The organism is Streptomyces sp. NPDC111802 (assembly GCF_055634335.1).
Genome location: NZ_JBVKCZ010000060.1, coordinates 1 through 16729, shown reverse-complemented (window position 1 = coordinate 16729; position 16729 = coordinate 1). Strand labels below are relative to the sequence as shown.

Genomic DNA, 16729 nt, shown 5'->3' with positions numbered 1-16729 from the left:
GATGCGAGGGTGTCGCCACCACCACAGGTCGGGGCCGGACAACCTGTGCAACTGCTCGAGCGCTTGGCGGCATGTCGCCGCGCCGGTGCAGCGCTCACACGCCTCCGCCACGACTCAGTGTCGTTGAAGAAGCCGCCGCGCGGCCAGAACAGGGCAGGGGCCGCCGCCTGCGAAGGCTCAGGTGCACGGGGCCATCAGCCCGCCCGGACCAGGAAACGCTGATCCGCCGCGCCAGTGCAGCGTTCCTCGATCGCCTCGGCGCCCGCAGTGGTGTCGTTGTCGACGATGCCGATGCACCCGCTGCTGGTGGCCGGACGCAGCCGGAAGGTACCGCCAGTGGGTTCCAGGCGGAAGAGGGTGGCCTGCGCACAGTTCCGGCGGGGTTCGAGCATGCCTACGAGCTGGTCCTCGCCCATGACCGTCAGGCATCCCTTTCCCATCTGGGGATGGTGCCACTGGATGCGATAGAGCCCCGCACCTGTCGGTTCGAGGTAGGTGCGCGGCACGGTGGCCTGGGCACAGGGGAGTTGGACGGCTACGGCGCTGTCGTAGGCGCCGTCGCGGTCGCGTCCGTCGGTCAGGCAGAGATCGGGCGTGCGGACTGGGTGGATGGTGACCCAGCCGTCGGCGGGGGCGTGCGAGGAGGGGGCGGGAGAGGCCGGTGACTTGGGCTCGTCGGAGTCGCCGGGAAGCAGTCCCCAGGCGGCCAGGGCCAGGAGTGGGAGCGTGAGCGCGGTCGCAGCGGCGGCTGTGCGGGTCCTGGTCCGGCGGGGCCGCGCGATCGCAGCCGCTTCGGCTTGCGGCTGAGCATCGGTTTCGAAGTCGCGCGCAGGGACGGGCGCGGCAGTCGTGTGTGTGGCGGCGAGCCGGTCCCTGGCGTCCAGCCAGGCGTCGGCCCGCTCACCGTCCCCGCAGGCGCGGACGAATGCGGCCAGCAGATCGGGGCGCGGCAGGCTTGTCCGTCTGAGGATGTCGGCCAGCGTGCTGCGCGCCAGCACGTCGCCGTTTCGGGCGGCCTGCTCCTCCAATTCGCGATAGGTCAGCCCTGAACGCTCCTTGAGCTGCTGCATCGACTCGATGAAACCGGCAGCGTCTCGGGCCTTGTACGGCGACAACTCCCCCAGGTTCCCCATGAACGTCATCTTGCTGTGGCTTTGGCAGGAGGGACAACGGCGGATTCCGCCATGCCCGGCTGTCCGGGACGCGATTCAGACAAGGCCCTGACCTGCCCGGACAGCCCGTGTCTGTCCGGGACAGCCGGTGGCCGTTGCCCCGGCCTTGGGCGCCAGCCAGCCTTACGGCTTGTCATCAGCGTCTGCCTTCGGGGCGTTGCAAGTCCGCCCTGATAAGCGAATCCCGCAACACGATGCATAGGAGTAGATCTGATGCGCAAACGCATAGCATCCGCCGCTACTGGCGCCGCTGCGATCGCAGCCCTCTGCGCCCCCGCCACGGCACAAGCAGCTGTGCTCCCGTCGTCGCCAGCCTCCGCTTCCAGTCCGGGAGTGGCAGCGCTTAAGGTCTGCCAGAGCCCGCAAACGTGGGGCTTCGGTCACTGGCAGGGGCACGGGCAGTGCAGTAACAACGTGTACATCAAGGTGAAGGCCCTGTGCACCAGGGGTGGTAGCGCCAACTACAGGGAGAGCTCGACCTGGCGGCCTCAGTACAACAACGTCGCCTGCGACTCTGGGTATGTAGTCGAGAACATCTGGATCCGCGTGCTGCAAAATTGAGGCCACCGGCTCCAGCAGCGTCGGCCTGAATGCCGCTCACGTCCGGACACCGGACGTGAGCGGGGCAGAGGATGGACGTCGGTAGCCCTGAGCCGTCGTCAAGCAGCCGTACCGGCGCGGCCGCTCCCGGTATCCGCACTATGGCCTACGGGCCGTGCTCTTGTACGCGTCGTGCTGCTCGGTGCTCACGCTGGTCCTCCCTCGTCCTGCCGGATGCGGTTGGTGACCCAGTTCGGATCGGCGTACAGGTGCTGGCGCCTGCGTCTCGGCGGCCGGGGTGCGCATCATGCGCCAGCTGGTGCGGTGTGGTGACGTGGTGGACCAGGACGACGACGGCTGGCGGCCGGTGCTGCCCTGGACTCACTACCCGGTGAAGCGGATCTGATCGGCAGCCCAGTTGCCAGCCGGTCCCACGGCTGGATGCGACCGAGCAAACAGCCGGCCCTGAGCGCCAGGACCGCGGGCGGCCGACGCCGTATTTGCGCATCACTGCCCGCTTGACAGCCCGGAACGGCAGTCCCTGCGGATCGCCGCGTATAGCTCGACCTTGGACCTCGGCGGCATCGACGCCCCCTCACAGCACGGAACACGCCCATGCTCCCACCGCAAGCCTCGCGGTGTTGCCGAAACTCACCGACCCTCGTACACCGCAACCCGAGGCGTTCTTCGGTGCTGCCAACACGCGTTCTCGAAACTCACCGGCACACCCAAGGGTACGGATGGCCAACTAGAGCGTGGAGCGCCTCGAAGTCGCGGCCAGTTCCAGCCGCCGGTCCGCACCAAGCGGGTCTTTGCCCTCGCCAGGCTCGGCGTCGAGCGCGGCTCGGAGCTCAGCGAAGCGGGCCGCGAGCACGGGCTGGGCGGTGCTGAGCCCGGCCAGGTCGCTCCGGCCTTCCAGCAGCCGGCTCCACAGCAGGACGCGGCCCTGCTCCAGATACTCCACGGCGAGGGCGGGATTTCCAGCGGCCAGGGCGTTGGCGGCGGGGTCGCAGGTCAGGCCGGGCAAGCGGGCGAGCAGTGCCTCCGCGTCGGAACGCCGCAACCCCCGCCACAGGGCGCGGCAGCAGTTCCATGTACGTGGCGTAGGCGTCCAGGGTCTCGCTGCTGCCGAGCCGTTCGTCGGCCGCCTCGATCGCCCAGGCCCGGGCGGAGTCCAGCCGCGCGTAGATGGAGGAGGCGGGGTCGGCGGCGACCTCCCGCCAGAGCGTGTACGCGGCCGCGAGATCGCCGGGCCGGACCGCTCGGCCAGGCGGAGCGCCTGGTTGAACCGGATCGAACCGTGCCCGACATGGCCCGCCGGCGACGAGGCCAATGCAGCCTCGCCCCACTGGACGGCCTCGTCCAGATCGGCGGGGTGGCCGGTGCGCTGCAACGAGACCGCCAGGTTGTCGGCTGTCATCACCCATCCGGCTCCATCCTCGAGGGTGAGCCGCAGACTCTCGCGGGCAGCGTCGGCAGCCTCCCGGTATCGGCCGAGCCTCCCAAGCACACCCGCGAGGTTGGAGAGCAGCAGGGACCGGTTGACGCCGTCAGCCGGGCTCGCGTCGAGGGTCTCCCGCAGCAGCCCGGCGGCCTCCTCGTACGCGTCCGGGTGACGGAGGTCGGTGAGCGCCATGGCGAGGTTGGCGAGCTGGTCGAGGCGGTGCTCGGACCGCACTGGGGAGGCCTCGACGGCCCTGCGCAGCCACGCGACGCCCTCCTCCAGCAGCTCCGACTGATCGGTGAGCCGGTACTTGCGGGTCAGGAACAGGCCTAGGGAACCGACCCGGGCGGCCCAGTCGGAGGCGGTCTCCGGCCCCTCCCCCAGCACGGCGCGGCCGAGCTGGATGGCCTCGTCGAGCGGCCCGATCGCGCCGGTCCGCTCCTGCTCGGCATACAGCAGCAGCGCGAGGTTCCTCTCGACGGCGGGGTTGCCCTGGTGCGGGAGCGCGACGGCGTCGCGGGCCAAGGCGATGGCCTCGACAAGCAGGTCGGGGTCGTGAGCCCGCTCGTAGAGCCTGTGCAGGTTCATGGCCAGGTTCGAAGGGTAGACGACCCGGTAGTCGGACTTGCGGGCCAGTGCGAGAGCCTTCCGCTGGTGCGCCAGGGCCGCCTCCAGGTGGGCGCGGACGGAGTTGGTCATGTAGCGGTAGGTCGCGAGGACGCCGAGCAGGTTGAGCACGTCGGCGCGCTCCAAGCCGGTCGCCAGGTCGGCCAGCCGTCCGGCGAGTTCCTCGGCCTCGGCGAGGTCGGAATCGTCGCCCGTTCGGCTTGGAGAGTCGTTCTTCGACACCACGATCCGCACCGCCGGCACGAAGGGCAAGTGCAAAAGCACCTGGACACTGACCTTCCAGGCCCCCGGCTACAACGATGCGCTCCTGCCGGTCTGCTTCAATGAGTTCCGCTGCGACAACGCCGCAGTGGGCCGGCCTCAGGTCGGCTGCGTGGTTCCCTGGTATCCGTCGATCCTGTGTACTCCCAGTCCAGCTACCCGGACCTGGCCTCGCACGTCAAGCGTGCTCAGACCTCCGGCCTGCCGGGCAGCTCCTTCAAGCGTCCTCTGACGCGCACCACTGATGCCCAGATCATCGGGACAACCGCCAAAAGGCGTGCGGAGACGCCCCCAGCGTCCAGGGCAAATCGTGCGACGAATACCCCGTCGCCACGTCCAAGCGGGGACTGAGCGCCGGGGGAACCCCTCGCACCTACTCCGGCCGGGGGCTGCCGAACATCCCCACGGGCACCGGCCCCGAGGGAGCCCGCGCCTGCATGATCAACGCATCTGACAACAAGGCGATGGTGTGGTCGATGAACCAGGTGATCCAAGGTTTGCGGCGGCGTCCATCGACGTTGACGAAGACGCTGGCTTCGACGTGGTCCGTCTCCCAGACGTCATTGCGGTTGCTGTGCGGGCGCAGGGCGTGCACGTCGTGTCGGCGGCGGGCGGCTTCACGCCCTCTTAGGGCAGCACGCTGGCCGGGCGTGAGTTCCCGGTCTACGGCGCGGTAAATGGTTGCCGGGATACGCGGGGCCGGCTGCCGAAGATGCCGTCGGCGACGAGTTCGCGGTAGGTGGCTGCCGCGTTGCCGTTCCATCGGGCCAGGGCGTCGTGCATGGCCGGGGTGAGGGTGAAGTGGCGGCGGCCTAGGGGGTGTAGGTGCCGTTGTGGGTGTCGGCGTTGTCCATCCAGCGGCGCACAGTGCGCCAGTGGACGGTGAAGGCGGCGGCGACGGTACGGACATCGTGTCGTAGGGGCCGTCGGGTGGAGGTGTGGCGGGCACGGAGGGCGGGCTCTCTTGTCGTCTCCTGCAGGAGTCTCGGCGGGGGCGGGAGTGGTCAGGCGGGGGCGAGGGAGAGCAGTCCGGCGCCGTAGGGCCTGCCGCGGCCGATGCCGGTCAGCAGCGCGTGGCGCAGTTGGCCGGGGTCGGTGATGGTGGCCTGGCCGTCGAAGCGGGTCGGCGCGTGCCGGAAGACGTCTGGTTGCCTGCCGCTGAGTTGTCTGGGGATGGGGTGGCGGGAGGCACGCATTGGGGTGAGGGCGGCGCTGTGCAGGTCGAGTCCTGCGTGCGTGGCTTTGCGCTCCCACCAGGTGAGGACGTCATCGCCGTGGAGGGGTACGTCGGTGTGGCGCGGTTTGGTGTCCGAGTCGAAGAAGGGGTCGCGGTCGGTGACGCAGCGGCGGGCGCTAGCGTTGGCGGTGATGCGGTAGCGGAACCGTCGGCCAGTGGTGAGGGCGGTCAGTACGTGGGTGAGGTCGCGGGTCTCGACGGTGCCGTAGGTGACGGGCAGGCGGGTGAGGTCGGGCGGTAGCCGGAACTGGATGAGCAGGGTCAGCGGCTTGTATCCGGTGGCGTGTTCGAGGCGGAAGAGCAGTCCGGCTTGTCGGCGGGGGTTCTCGCCCAGTCCTTCGGGGGTCAGGAGCGTGATCGTCTTGCTGTGCAGGTTGAGGCGGATACGGACCAAGGTTGCTGTGCCGGGGTCGGTTGCGGTCTGGATGTACATCGGTGGGTGTCCTGCTGGATGTAGGCGGCCAGGGCGTTGATCTTGGGCTGGGCGGTGTACAGCGTGGCGGGCAGTGATTCGGTAGTGCGCCAGCCCCGGCGGTTGTGGTGGAGACGCCGGTTGGGCGTGAAGTCGGCGGGTTGGTCGACGAGTTCACGTGCACGTTGGCGGCGGGGACGTGCTCGGGCGGGTGCTCCCATACGAAGTCGACGGGCACGGTGTCCTGTCATCCACCGGTTTGGGGTGCGGGCCGCGCAGGACGAGGGGTTCGTCGGGGATGCAGGCGTGCCGCCCCAGATGGGGGCGAAGGCGGGCTGCTCGAGCCGGTGGGTGATTTCCTCCAGGAGTGGGTCGGGGCCCTGGATAGCGACGGTGAAGACGGCGTCGGTCAGGTAGACGTGGTGGCTGATGTGGGTGGAGGTTTTTTGGCTGCGGTAGCCGCCGCTGCTGGTGCGCAGGCCCTGTTTGTGGGGGCGGCCGCCGCCGGCGGTGTGGTAGTCGGTGTGGCGGTGGCCTGGCCGGTCGATGCGGATGGTGAAGGCCAGGTCGGTAGGGGATGGCTCCGGTGTCCGGGTCGGGGCCAGTGCCTCTTCGCGGGAGCGGCCGTCGGTGGCGGCGAGCATGCCGATGAGGGCGGAACGGGTGGGGAAGGCGGTGGTGTCGCGGTAGCGGAAGGCGGCGTGTTCGCCGAAGGACATCAGCGGGGTGGCCAGGCTCAGCAGGATGCCGCTCATGCGGCTGTCCGGGACGGGGAGGGTTGGGCGGCGGCCTCGATAAGGGCGTCGGTGGCGGCGCCCCGCGGCCCTGCACTGTCAGCCCCGCCCCCGGACCTCGGTCCAATTCTCGGGCGGCCTCCAGTGCGTACCTCAGACGTTCAGCCTTCACACACAACATGGTGAGTGCCATACGAACCGCAATCCGGTTCAGGGCAGCCGAGCAGCCCTTCGGTCCCCCGCGCAGGTCCCGATGACGGCCAGAACTTTGACGACCCGTCAATCTGCCTGGGCAGGCAAGAACAACAGTTAGTGGCTACGGGCCCCCGTCGAGTTGGTGTTCGGGGGTTCCAGCGGCGCGGCCCCACTCGAGGGCTTCGGCTCTGCCTGCCTCGTCGCCAATGCGGTAGCGGAAGTAGCGTCCGGCAAAGACCATCACGCGTTCAGTAGCGTCCACCGTGGAGTCGGCCCACCAGCCCAGCTCTGGTTCGAGGACCTGAGCAAGGTCGTCCAGAGAGTATCCGGGCCTTCGAAATCGATGAACGTCCACGTGCTGGGCTGACCGTCAACAGCACCGTGCCGGCTGCCATCACAAGAGCGTTCCTCCACCGGCAGGGTCGACGCGGACACATCGTGCCGGCCAAGGCGCACAAGCCTGAGTCCGGGCAACTGAATGTCAGCGCCGGCTCGCAGGCTTTCCGCGATGACGCGTCCTCAGATCATGAGTCGATCCTCGCAAAAATTCCCGGCTGCCGCTGGAGCCCGGAGCCGCCCATCACGTGTACGGGCTCGCCATCCCATCCCCGGCCGCCGAAGCTGTGCCACTGCTGCCCGACAGCCAGCAATCGCTTCCGCCGCACATTGCCTCGGCTCGTTCGACTGGCGACGACGCCAGGCCCGGTCCGCTCCTCACGGGCCTGGTTCAGCTCACGGCTCAACACTTCGACGCGCTGTTGCAACTCATCGACGGAAGCTTGCCGTGCAGCGAGCTCAAGCTCAGCTGAGGCCCGAGCCTCGCTTTCCTGCACCAGGCGGCGTACACGGTCAGTAAGGTCACGGTCCGCGAGGCCAGCCCCACGCGTTGTCCCTCCCTGGCGGCGGTGTGATCTGGAGTATCGGGTGCTCGTCCAGCCAGCGCAGCTCCGGTGTCTGGTCGTAGCAGAGCCCAGCGTCGCGGAGTTCACTGTGCTGCGGGTGGTGCAAGTACAGGCAGTGTGCGGTGGAGGAGTCCGTGCCGGCGGCGAACTGCCCCAGAACTGTGCGGCCTCGTGCCGGTCGGCGAGGTACAGCAGACAGGCGAACGCCAGAGCGCCGCGGGTTCGATAATGGCCCGATCGTCGACCAGCAGGGCCATCGCGGCGATCGCAGCCGGATCGCGGACGACATGCGAGCACAAGGCCTGCAGCTCGTGAGCGGCCCGCTCATGCAGGACTGCCGGTACAGCGCGTGCCGTCCGAGGCGCGGCCGGTACGCCCTCGACCCCGACCGTCCGATCAAAGAACAGTAGTACCTGCCCGTCGTGCTTCGCACCGCGCAAGCCAGGAGTGGCTACTTCCTTTGGTCATCCAATGCCGAGTCGGCTCCTGGCTCTTGATCCGTCAGGAGCGGCGGCGCCTGGTGCAGCATGTCGTGGGTCGACAGCACTGCGGCCTTGAAACCCAGATGCGATAGGACCAGAAGCGGAAGAGGGCAGCCACACCGATGCCCGTGGTTTTGAAGATATTGCTCTGCAACGGACTGTCCCAGCTAAGATAGAGCACACTATTCTCGATCGCCAGGCCCACTCCGCTGAACATTAGAAAGAGGACTAGCTCGCCGGTACAGCCGGTCTTGTCGCGGTCCCGATAGGTGAAGTAGCGAAAGCCCAAGTAGTTGAAGGCGATGGCGACTACGGTCGCGATGATGCCGGCTCTGACCACGTGCAGGTTGATGGTATGGCGGACTAGGTTGAAGACTGAGATGTTGACCAGGACGCCTGCCCCGCCTACGGCACTGAATTTCGCGATCTCAGGGAAGTAGGACTTGACCCGGCCCCATAGTCCCGTCGGCTTGGCGCTGCGTCTGCTTGCGATCTTCATGGCTACACGGCGCCTACTGAGGTTCCGCAGTAGCATCAGAGGCTTGCTGTCTAGTACTCACCGTCACTGATTTCCAGTTGCCTCTGACAGGCCGTCCCCGCGCTTGCTGCGCAGTCCCGACAGCCGCGTGATCGCCAAGGGTAGGCCAAGTACCACCGGTGTCCACATCAGGACGCCGAGTCTGTCTCCATCGGTGCCTAGCGGATGCGACACCACGGTGAACACCCCCATTGCTGCCGCGGCTGCGGCCAAGTAGCCGAGTTCTGGGGCCCAGCGCAGTAGGGCCCATCCCGCAACACCGGTCAGGACCAAAAACAGCGGGTACGCCGCCTGCTGCTGAAGCCACTCCCACCAGTAATGAGCGTTTAGCTCAGCAAGCAGCGCCCAGGTATTCGTCACATCGGGCCGGTGGAAGTGACGGGTGAACGTGTCTTGGAGGGTGTCCTCCATGCCAGGTAGCCCCAGCAAGGGCATAGAGAACAGCGTGATGGCAGCTGCCGTGGACCCGAGTGCGGCCAGGATCACGGTGCCAGCATGGCGGGTGCTTGGGACGAGGATCCAGCACAGAACCGTGACTGAGATTAGGCAAAGTCCCAGAAAGATTCCAGAAGAGTACTTCACGGCGCAAGCCGCGATTAGTCCGGCGGCCACTGCACCACCGGCGAGCACCACGTGACGTCGGCCAAGCAGGCACCAGGCTGCCAGCAGCACGGCAATCACCGTGGCATTGAGCGTGCCGTCAGCGAGCGGCCGCATACTCCATACCCCGAGCGGGCTCAGCAGATATGCCCCTTGCCCGAGCAGCATGCCCAGTGCGCCAATCCCTGCGGCATGCAGTAGAAACCCGGTGAGTAAGGCGGCTGCCGCTGTGATGACAACGTCTGTCACCCACAGCCCACCGCCCACCCCGAATGCCGCAATGGCCGGGGAGGCGAGGGCTGGGTATCCCGGGCGAGCGTTGAAGATGGCCTGGTAACGAGTCCGCTGCGCCGAAGGGGTCTCTGCATAGGCTGCATACTGCCGTGCACACTTGCGGTAGGAAGCTCTTTCTGGTGAGGGAGCACGAAAGTAGATGGGGTCGACTCGAGCAGTCCGGGCCTCCTCGGAGGCCTTGCTCGCACACCACCACTTCCACGACTCCAGTTCGGCCTGAGTGCGCGGCTTTCCCAGTATCTGCAGGCTGATACGCGCGTACTCATAGGAATCGCCCGTGGTCCCTGTCCACCGCGGCCCAACGAGGCACTGGAGGGCGATGAAGATCACGGGTACGAGCAACGGAAGAAGCTGTCGCCCATAGCCCGTGATGCGACGCGGCGCGACGTGTCGCAGAACACGAGTTCTCCATTGCGGCGCTGAAGCGGTGGAGACTGGCGGTGGTGTAGACAATGCAGACCTCGCGAGGGGGCTTAGCGGCATGCCGGACGCGAACATACCAGAAAATAACTGGACAATTCGAATTCCCGCGCCGCCTTGGGGTCTAAAATGATTTTTTCTCGATGACTCATCCTGCATTTGCCTTTTCGCCTGCTGGTCTCGCGTTACGTCAGGAGATATCTGCTTAGCGTGGGGCGACCTGTACTACAGCCGGAGACCATGTGTGACGTGGTCTCCGGCTGGTCAGTTGACAGGGCATGATGCGGTGTGTGACAGCGGATCGGATACGCGGGTGGGGTCGGGCGCCGAATGAACTCAAGGATTCAGTAGGGGATTTGTTCAATCGTCCGGAGCCGCGGGTGGTGGTCGCGCAGTTCATCGAGGGGCTGCTGGCCGAGGTGCCCAGTACTACTACTGATCTTTGATCGGACGGTTGTCGATCAGTGCAACGGCCTGGCCCCAGAGGCATCCGTCCAGGACGACGGGGCGCACAGGTCCTCCATATTCGAGGATGCCGGTGACCAGACCAGCGAGACCGAGTGGGTAGACCATCCCGGTCGTGGCGTTCAATTCGGCAAGGCTCCACCAGCGATGCTCGCGGATGTCGTCGAGCTGCGTGGCACGGGCCGGGTCGACGGCGGCCGCGCTGACGCGGCAAGGAAGTACTTCTCCACGTGGCGGACCTGGTTCCCGCCGACCAGCTGGTCCTGGCCGCGCTTGGCGAGCTGCACGCCCAGTTCGACGGCCTGCTCGTCGATACCGAGTTCTTCGCACAGCTCACGGAGCGTTGCGCGGTTGTGATCCTCCCCCGGCTCCAGGGAGCCGCCCGGTGTCGCGCAGAAGGTGCTGTTCTCGTCGTAGGGCAGCAGCAGGACGCGATCGTCGGCGTCGAGGAGTATGGCGCGGGGGCTTCCCTCAGGGGCGGAGTTGGAGGTCGGCATGTCCCTCAGTCTCGACGATGCCTCGCAGCCGCAGTGGGCGCCGCCGGGTGCGGAGTGGGGCGTAGTCAGCCATCACGGACGTATGACGGACTCGTCTGCGTCCACGGCGCCACACCCGTCCCGCGTGGGCGGCGGTTCTCGGGGGCGGTGTGGAAGGTGTCGGTCGTGACACCAGTTACGCGGACAATGCGGCTCTCACACGCCCGTGCCGAATTCTTCCGGCAGCCGTCAGCTGGTCGTGAATGCGTTCGTGCAGCTCACCGCCGGGTCTGGTTTCGGCGTATGGCTGGGCTTCCCCGTGCAGCTCGCCAAGTCGGTCGGCAACGCGCACGGGTTTGACCGTGCCAAGCATCTGCAGGCAGAGCCCGTCTCCAGCGGAGCGCCCTCGAGCGGGCCAGGCCGAGACGGTACAATCCCCTGCTGCGCTGACAGTGTTCGGGCCGGTCGGCCAGGGCGGCCGTAACAAGGTTCCTCGACAGCCGAACGTGGCGTGTGCGGGCCTTTCCCTCGACGTGCTCAGCGGCGATCTGGTGCGCCATGCCCGGTGTGGCCTGCAGCTCGGGCAGGTCGAAGAACAGCATGTGCGGCTCCTCGCTGCCCACATCGATTCGCTCGGTCGTCGATGAAGTGGACCTCAAAGTCCTCGTCGGTCAGCTCGCCGGCCAGCCAGAGTTCCTCGATGGCATCCCAGTCGCCCCGGCGGCCGTCAATGCGCAGAGGTCCCGCGCGTCGTGTGCCGCGCACGCGTTCGTCCTCGCCTGTCCTGACGATGCCGCTGATCTCGAACTGACCCCTCTTGACGTGGTCGGGGATCGGGTCGGCGGGGACGATGGCTGCGTTCTCGTAGACGGTGTGGATGACGTTGATGTAGCTGCGGCGGATGTCGTACTCGGGGTCGGACAGCCAGTTGATCAGGGTCTTGGTGACGACGCTGAGACCAGCCTCCTGGATTGTTCGCTGGTCCGGCGGAAGATGAGGACGAAGACCTGTCAGTGGGCCCCGCCTGCGCAGACGGGGAACAAGCCGACCATCCCAGTAGCCGCGCGGGCGTTCGCCGTTGAGTGGTGCGCCGCCGAGCAAGCCGACCTGGCCGAGGATGTCGACGTTCAGGTCGTGGGACTCGCAGTTGGCGCTCTGTAGGACGCTGTAGCTGTCCCCGTCCTTCCTGTCGCCGTGGCCGTCGAGGCCCTGGGCGGTGACGGTGCAAGTTTCAGCCGACGTATGCGCCCCAAATGTCACCTAGTGCTGTGACCGTCCAGGTTCGCTCAGACGCTCAGGAACGCACACGCGGGAACCGCCTCGGGAGCGTAGACGAGTCACGTCGTCGGGTGAGCTTGTCGTCGAGAGAGGATCAGCCTGCGTCGCTCCCGGTCGATCTCAGAGGCGGCGACCGTAACCTCGTCGCCGACCTGGACGACATCTGACGGACTTTCCACGGTCGTCGATGTGAGCTCTCGCAGATGCACCAGCCCCTCGATCCTGTCGGTGACCTGGACGAAGACGCCGAACGGGACCAGCTTGGTGACCCGTCCGCGCAGCTTGCGCCCTACTGCAGTGCGGTCGGCGAATGCTTGGAAGGGGTCCGGCTCCGCCGCCCGCAAGGACGGTCTGGCCTCCAGGTTCCATGTGTCGAACTGAAAGAACTCGGCTGAGACGCGCTGTCCGACCTGCACAACGTCGAAGGCGGCTTCGATGCGCCGCCAGGACAGTTCGGGGACGGTGATGAACCCGACGCCGGGGAGGACCGGATGGTCCTGGCCATGGTCCAGCCCCATGAGCACGCCGAAACGCTCGATCGCCGTGACGGTACCGGAAAGGATCTCGCCACAGTGCAGTGATGCCAGGAACGCCCAGAGTTCTGGGTTCTCGGACGGTCCGCCCATCATGCTCCCAGCCTTTCACGGAGCTGCGCACTCGCCGGGGAGGAGCGGTCACGCTGCAGCGTGCGGAATTACCGCCTCCGTCGACGGGGGCCAAGCATGCTCGGCGAACTCATCGGCCTACACGCCGCGGGAGATCTTGCCCACTCCTGCCGGATCGTTATGTGGTGGCGCCTGCGTTCGCTACGGGCACGGTTCCTGCCGCGAAGTCGAGAGGGACGCCCATCTGGTCGACACCCGCTGTGCCCGATGGCTGCTGGATCCACCAGACCAGCGCCCCTCCGCTGCCCGCGAGCACACACGGGCGCTGGGGTTCTGCCGGTATGGGTCGAGTGGGTCGAAAGGTGGAACGCCAGACGACCATGACGCACCGTCCCTGCCTCCACAGCCGGGCCGCGCTGCTGAAGTCGGGACGGTGGATCGCCGCAGAGCAGCCGGTGCCGCTGATCCCAGCGCATGGACCCGCCAGACATGCGCCGCTTGGATCGCGGCCGTCGGCCCATGGAGATCGGTGACTGTGTGGTGCGCTTAGGGGGCCGTTCGTTCCTGCGAAAATGCGGTCAGCGCTCGTACCGGGGCACGTACATGGGTACGGCAGTGGAATCGCAAGCGCGGGCGGCAGGAGGCAGCGGCGACTTCCCCGGCCGACCAGTCTCCCGTCGCTGGGTGCGCGGCTGCCGGTCGGCGGTGCGGTCAGGGTACGGCGGTCGCCTGTGGTTCATCATCCCCCGTCTCTACCTTGTGTCTTGACGTTCGCCACCGGCCCTGTGACGGCCGGTGGCGCGGCCGCGCGAGGGAAAGAGAGCTGCCCCGATGGCTCGGTGGCCGCTACATACCCCTCCTCCGGGAGGGTGGCGCGTCGGTGAGCACCGTCGCCAAGATCATGACCAAACTCGGCCTGAACGGTCGAAAGATCCCTCGGCGAAGGGGCTGACCAGGGCCCGGCAAGGCGTCACAGAGATCGTCCCAGGGAAGCTTCGCCACCGTCATCGGCCTGTACTCCCGGTGCCACGAAGGGTCTGGTGCGCAGCCGTGAGTCCCCTACCGGCGAGCTCCGCTGAGGGGAGATTCTGCACGCACCGCGCGGCAGAAGTGCCGAGGCCTGGGGCCGGTTGGCAGGTGCAGGCCGGCAGCCGGGGCGCCGTACCGTGCGGTGGTCTCGTGCCAGTCGTAGGAGCCAGCCGGCCAGCCAGGTCTGACGTGCGCGAGTGCACCGCGCGATCTGCCGCTGCTCATGGCACGAGGTGCCGCGCTCGTGGAGAAGTGCGGGCAGGTCTTCGTCCGCGGCAATCTGCGAGCAGGACACGGCGACGGGTGGCAGGAGGGGGCATGTGTGCCTCTTCACGGCGAGGTCGCAGACGTGGCGCAGGGCGTGCTTGGCGGCCGGATCGATGGCGGCGGTGTCGAGGGCGGTGACGGCTTGATCGTAACGCTTAATGATCATGTCTTCGACCAAGCGGAGGGCTCCGGTGGCGGTGATGATGCCGCGTGCCGCCTGGGCCTGGTCCTCGTTCAGGGTGGGGCATCCGTGGTAGAGGCGGAGCTGGTCGGCCTGAGCGCGGGAGGCGCGGGTGCGGGCCAAGACGATGAGGACGGTGGCTTTGCCCTCCCGTAGATCGTCGAGGGCGGGTTTGCCGGTGGCTGTCGGGTCGCCGAACATCCCGAGCAGGTGATCCCTCAGTTGGAAGGCTTCGCCGATCGGGATGGCATAGGAGGAAGGGCGGCCAGCAGGCTCGGGTCCGCGCCGGCGAGGGCTGGGCTGCACCGAGTTTCGCGGATGCCGCTGGCATAGAGGATGTCCAGCGTTCCCTCGCGTCGGACAGCGGGAGTGTCCTCGCCCACGGTGCCTTTGGGGAAACGCACAGCGGTAGGGCCTGCCCCATGGGTGAGGGCCTCGGCAAGGAGTTCCCGCAGCCTCGCGGCATCCCTGGGGACGGCAACGCGCATGCCGGGGACGGCGCCGAGGATGGTCAGGTCCCACATGCCGTGATGCGAGGGACCATCCGGGCCTGTGATGCCCGCCCGGTCATCGCCTCCCAGGCCATCCCGCCCGTCATTGCCCCGTCCCCGATGACGGCAACCACAGCCCTCTCGCTCTGGCCTGTCAGCCGGCGAGCCTTGGCCAAGCCATCGGCATATGCGAGTGCGGTGGAGGCATGCGAATTCTCAATCACATCGTGCTCGGACTCGCCCCGGCTCGGATACCCAGACATGCCCCCGCCCTGACGCAGCCGGCCGAAGTCACCCGCACGGCCGGTGAGCAACTTATGGACATAGGCCTGGTGCACAGTGTCGAACAACAGCGTGCCATTCGGCGAGTCAAAGACCCTGTAAAACGCCATAGTGACTTCCACCATCCCCAAATTCGGGCCCAGATGACCGCCCACAGAACGACCCTCTCGACCAAGAAAACACGGATCTGCGCGGCGAGTTCACCAAGCCGCTCCTCAAGCACGGCGCGCAGAGCCTGGGGTGTGTCCGTCGCCAACAACAGTGAGAAGGCCGCTGCCTCGCCGGTGGTCGGGGGGCGGTCCGTGGTGGGCGCAGTCATTACGGGTTCCTTACAGCAGTGGGTGGGGAGACGGCGAATCGGCGGCGCAAAAGCTCCGGACATCAGCCCAGCCGAGTCCGCAGTGCTGCGACGGCCTCATCGGTCGCCAGCCAGGCTGCATAACTCACTCAGCCACCCAGGACGTCAGTCACGTAGGCACTCGCATGCTCCGCAGAAGGGCTTGGAACAGCACATACAAGTCAGGAGCACCTGCGGGCGGAATAGGCGAGCGACAGGGCCGCTGGCCTCCCGGGCCTGGCATGGCTGCCTCCCCCGTCGAGTCGAATCACCTGGGGGGTGGCACGGCAAGCAAGCGTGGATCCTGCCGTGCAGGCAGTCAGGACAGCCTCACATCGCCGGAACCACGCAACTCGCCGGCCTCGAGCCGGCGGGCGGCTGTGCCGCTCAGGCGCCGCCCTCCCCCGGCCACCAGCGGGCACACGCGGACCGGCTGGACGTTCACGCCCGGCGATCGAAGGAGACCCGGCGGCGCCACCCACCGATGCCCTTCACGACCGAATGAGTAAGCACGAGGTCCATGCCGATCTGTGCCAGTTGCGGGGCGATCCATCCCGGGAGTGAGCAACGGTTCACGTGGAGGCCGCCCCGCCATGCGAACCCGACTGCCTCCAGACGCGGAATCCGGCACCGGCGACCGCCCGCAAATGCACGCTGTCGGCCACAAATCCAGTCAACCGCAACCGCGCCTCAACGTAACGTTCGAGGAGGTCCAGTCGGGGGACGACGTCGGCGCCCGACAGATCGATCGCGCCTGTGACTGACGCGCCGTTGAGACGGACCGCCGCGGCCTGCCCCGCCCTTGGGGTAGGCCCACGCAGCAGGAGGTGCACGATGACGTGGCCGCGTATCTGGCGGCCTGGCCCACACCGCACCTCCTCAGATGTTGGGTCGTCGTCTGCGAGGCGACCGGTACTCAGTGGTGGCGTGATGTTCGTCCTTGCCGACGTTCGAGCCGAGACAGACGCCGTTGTCGGTGACGTCGATAGCGAAGTCCCTGATGTAGGTGGCCAGTTGGGCCACTTCGGGCAGGCGGCAGTGAGCCGGGCCAGGAGATGTGGTGTTCGATCTCGAGGTTATCGGGCCCGATGGAGCAGTATTCGGGCGAGTCTGCGCGGGGAGATGTGGCTGCGGTCGGCGTCTGCGTGGCCCTGGTTGATGTACATGCGCAGGAGGTACAGGCAGCCGGTGAACCGAGGTCTTGATCTCTTCGAAAAGGTGCACGACTGGTACGGCCGATTCTCAAAGGGACAAACTTGCGCCGAGTGCGCGTTGGCGGTGGTCTGCCGCTCTTCTCAGTTGTGGGCGCGGGGCGTTGTACTACTTCAAGCCTCGGCGTGGCCACTCCGTCGGCTGCACGCATACCCTGTGTCAACCTTGACGTGGAGGACCCATGTCGGATTACTCTGAATTTCCCGCCCTACCCGATGATGTGCACTCCCCCGATAGGGCAGGTGCGG

General features: G+C 67.2%; 13 protein-coding genes and 2 pseudogenes. 1 reads left to right on the top strand and 14 read right to left on the bottom strand.

Annotation, left to right across the window (positions count from 1 at the left end; genetic code table 11):
* Positions 1-194: 194 nt before the first annotated feature.
* From ACZ7NC_RS39815 to cas5e, 5 genes are all read right to left on the bottom strand, one after another.
* Positions 195-1133 carry an XRE family transcriptional regulator gene (locus ACZ7NC_RS39815; protein WP_471496162.1) on the bottom strand — a complete coding sequence of 313 codons (939 nt, stop codon included), beginning with the start codon at positions 1131-1133 and terminating at the stop codon, positions 195-197.
* 1327 nt (positions 1134-2460) lie between these two features.
* Positions 2461-4035, bottom strand: coding sequence for an ATP-binding protein (locus ACZ7NC_RS39810; protein WP_471496160.1), 1575 nt, complete (start codon positions 4033-4035; stop codon positions 2461-2463).
* A 382-nt stretch (positions 4036-4417) separates the two neighbouring features.
* Positions 4418-4639 carry a hypothetical protein gene (locus ACZ7NC_RS39805; RefSeq protein ID WP_471496158.1) on the bottom strand — a complete coding sequence of 74 codons (222 nt, stop codon included), beginning with the start codon at positions 4637-4639 and terminating at the stop codon, positions 4418-4420.
* A 409-nt stretch (positions 4640-5048) separates the two neighbouring features.
* The gene (cas6e, locus tag ACZ7NC_RS39800; protein ID WP_471496156.1) at positions 5049-5675 is read right to left on the bottom strand and encodes a type I-E CRISPR-associated protein Cas6/Cse3/CasE; all 627 of its coding nucleotides are present in this window, start codon (positions 5673-5675) and stop codon (positions 5049-5051) included.
* Positions 5627-6448, bottom strand: a complete 822-nt coding sequence (gene cas5e, locus ACZ7NC_RS39795) for a type I-E CRISPR-associated protein Cas5/CasD (RefSeq protein ID WP_471496154.1) — start codon at positions 6446-6448, stop codon at positions 5627-5629. The genes cas6e and cas5e overlap by 49 nt, the downstream gene beginning before the upstream one ends.
* Before the next feature lie 758 nt (positions 6449-7206).
* Here cas5e and ACZ7NC_RS39790 point away from each other — a divergent pair.
* A complete protein-coding gene (locus ACZ7NC_RS39790) occupies positions 7207-7431 on the top strand; it encodes a hypothetical protein (RefSeq protein ID WP_471496152.1) in 225 nt (74 codons plus the stop codon).
* A 594-nt stretch (positions 7432-8025) separates the two neighbouring features.
* Here the strand turns inward: ACZ7NC_RS39790 and ACZ7NC_RS39785 are convergent.
* The 9 genes and pseudogenes from ACZ7NC_RS39785 to ACZ7NC_RS39745 all read right to left on the bottom strand — a co-directional run.
* Positions 8026-8505 (bottom strand): GtrA family protein, encoded by a 480-nt coding sequence (locus ACZ7NC_RS39785; RefSeq protein WP_471496150.1) that lies wholly within the window; start codon positions 8503-8505, stop codon positions 8026-8028.
* A gap of 63 nt (positions 8506-8568) precedes the next feature.
* A complete protein-coding gene (locus tag ACZ7NC_RS39780; RefSeq protein WP_471496148.1) occupies positions 8569-9393 on the bottom strand; it encodes a hypothetical protein in 825 nt (274 codons plus the stop codon).
* Positions 9394-10445: 1052 nt separating this feature from the next.
* Positions 10446-10820 (bottom strand): NUDIX domain-containing protein, encoded by a 375-nt coding sequence (locus ACZ7NC_RS39775; RefSeq protein ID WP_471496146.1) that lies wholly within the window; start codon positions 10818-10820, stop codon positions 10446-10448.
* Between the two features lie 516 nt (positions 10821-11336).
* Complete coding sequence (locus ACZ7NC_RS39770) at positions 11337-12059, bottom strand: hypothetical protein (protein ID WP_471496144.1); 723 nt, start codon at positions 12057-12059, stop codon at positions 11337-11339.
* 77 nt (positions 12060-12136) lie between these two features.
* On the bottom strand, positions 12137-12706 hold the full coding sequence (locus ACZ7NC_RS39765; protein ID WP_471496142.1) for a S1 RNA-binding domain-containing protein: 570 nt from the start codon (positions 12704-12706) through the stop codon (positions 12137-12139).
* Positions 12707-13652: 946 nt separating this feature from the next.
* Positions 13653-14360 (bottom strand): hypothetical protein, encoded by a 708-nt coding sequence (locus ACZ7NC_RS39760; RefSeq protein WP_471496140.1) that lies wholly within the window; start codon positions 14358-14360, stop codon positions 13653-13655.
* A gap of 17 nt (positions 14361-14377) precedes the next feature.
* Entirely contained in the window at positions 14378-14683 is a 306-nt protein-coding gene (locus tag ACZ7NC_RS39755) for a hypothetical protein (RefSeq protein WP_471496138.1), read from the bottom strand.
* 29 nt (positions 14684-14712) lie between these two features.
* Positions 14713-15251, bottom strand: a pseudogene (locus ACZ7NC_RS39750) (1-deoxy-D-xylulose-5-phosphate synthase N-terminal domain-containing protein); the annotation flags it as partial.
* 1005 nt (positions 15252-16256) lie between these two features.
* Positions 16257-16511, bottom strand: a pseudogene (locus tag ACZ7NC_RS39745) (ISL3 family transposase); the annotation flags it as partial.
* Between the last annotated feature and the right edge of the window lie 218 nt (positions 16512-16729).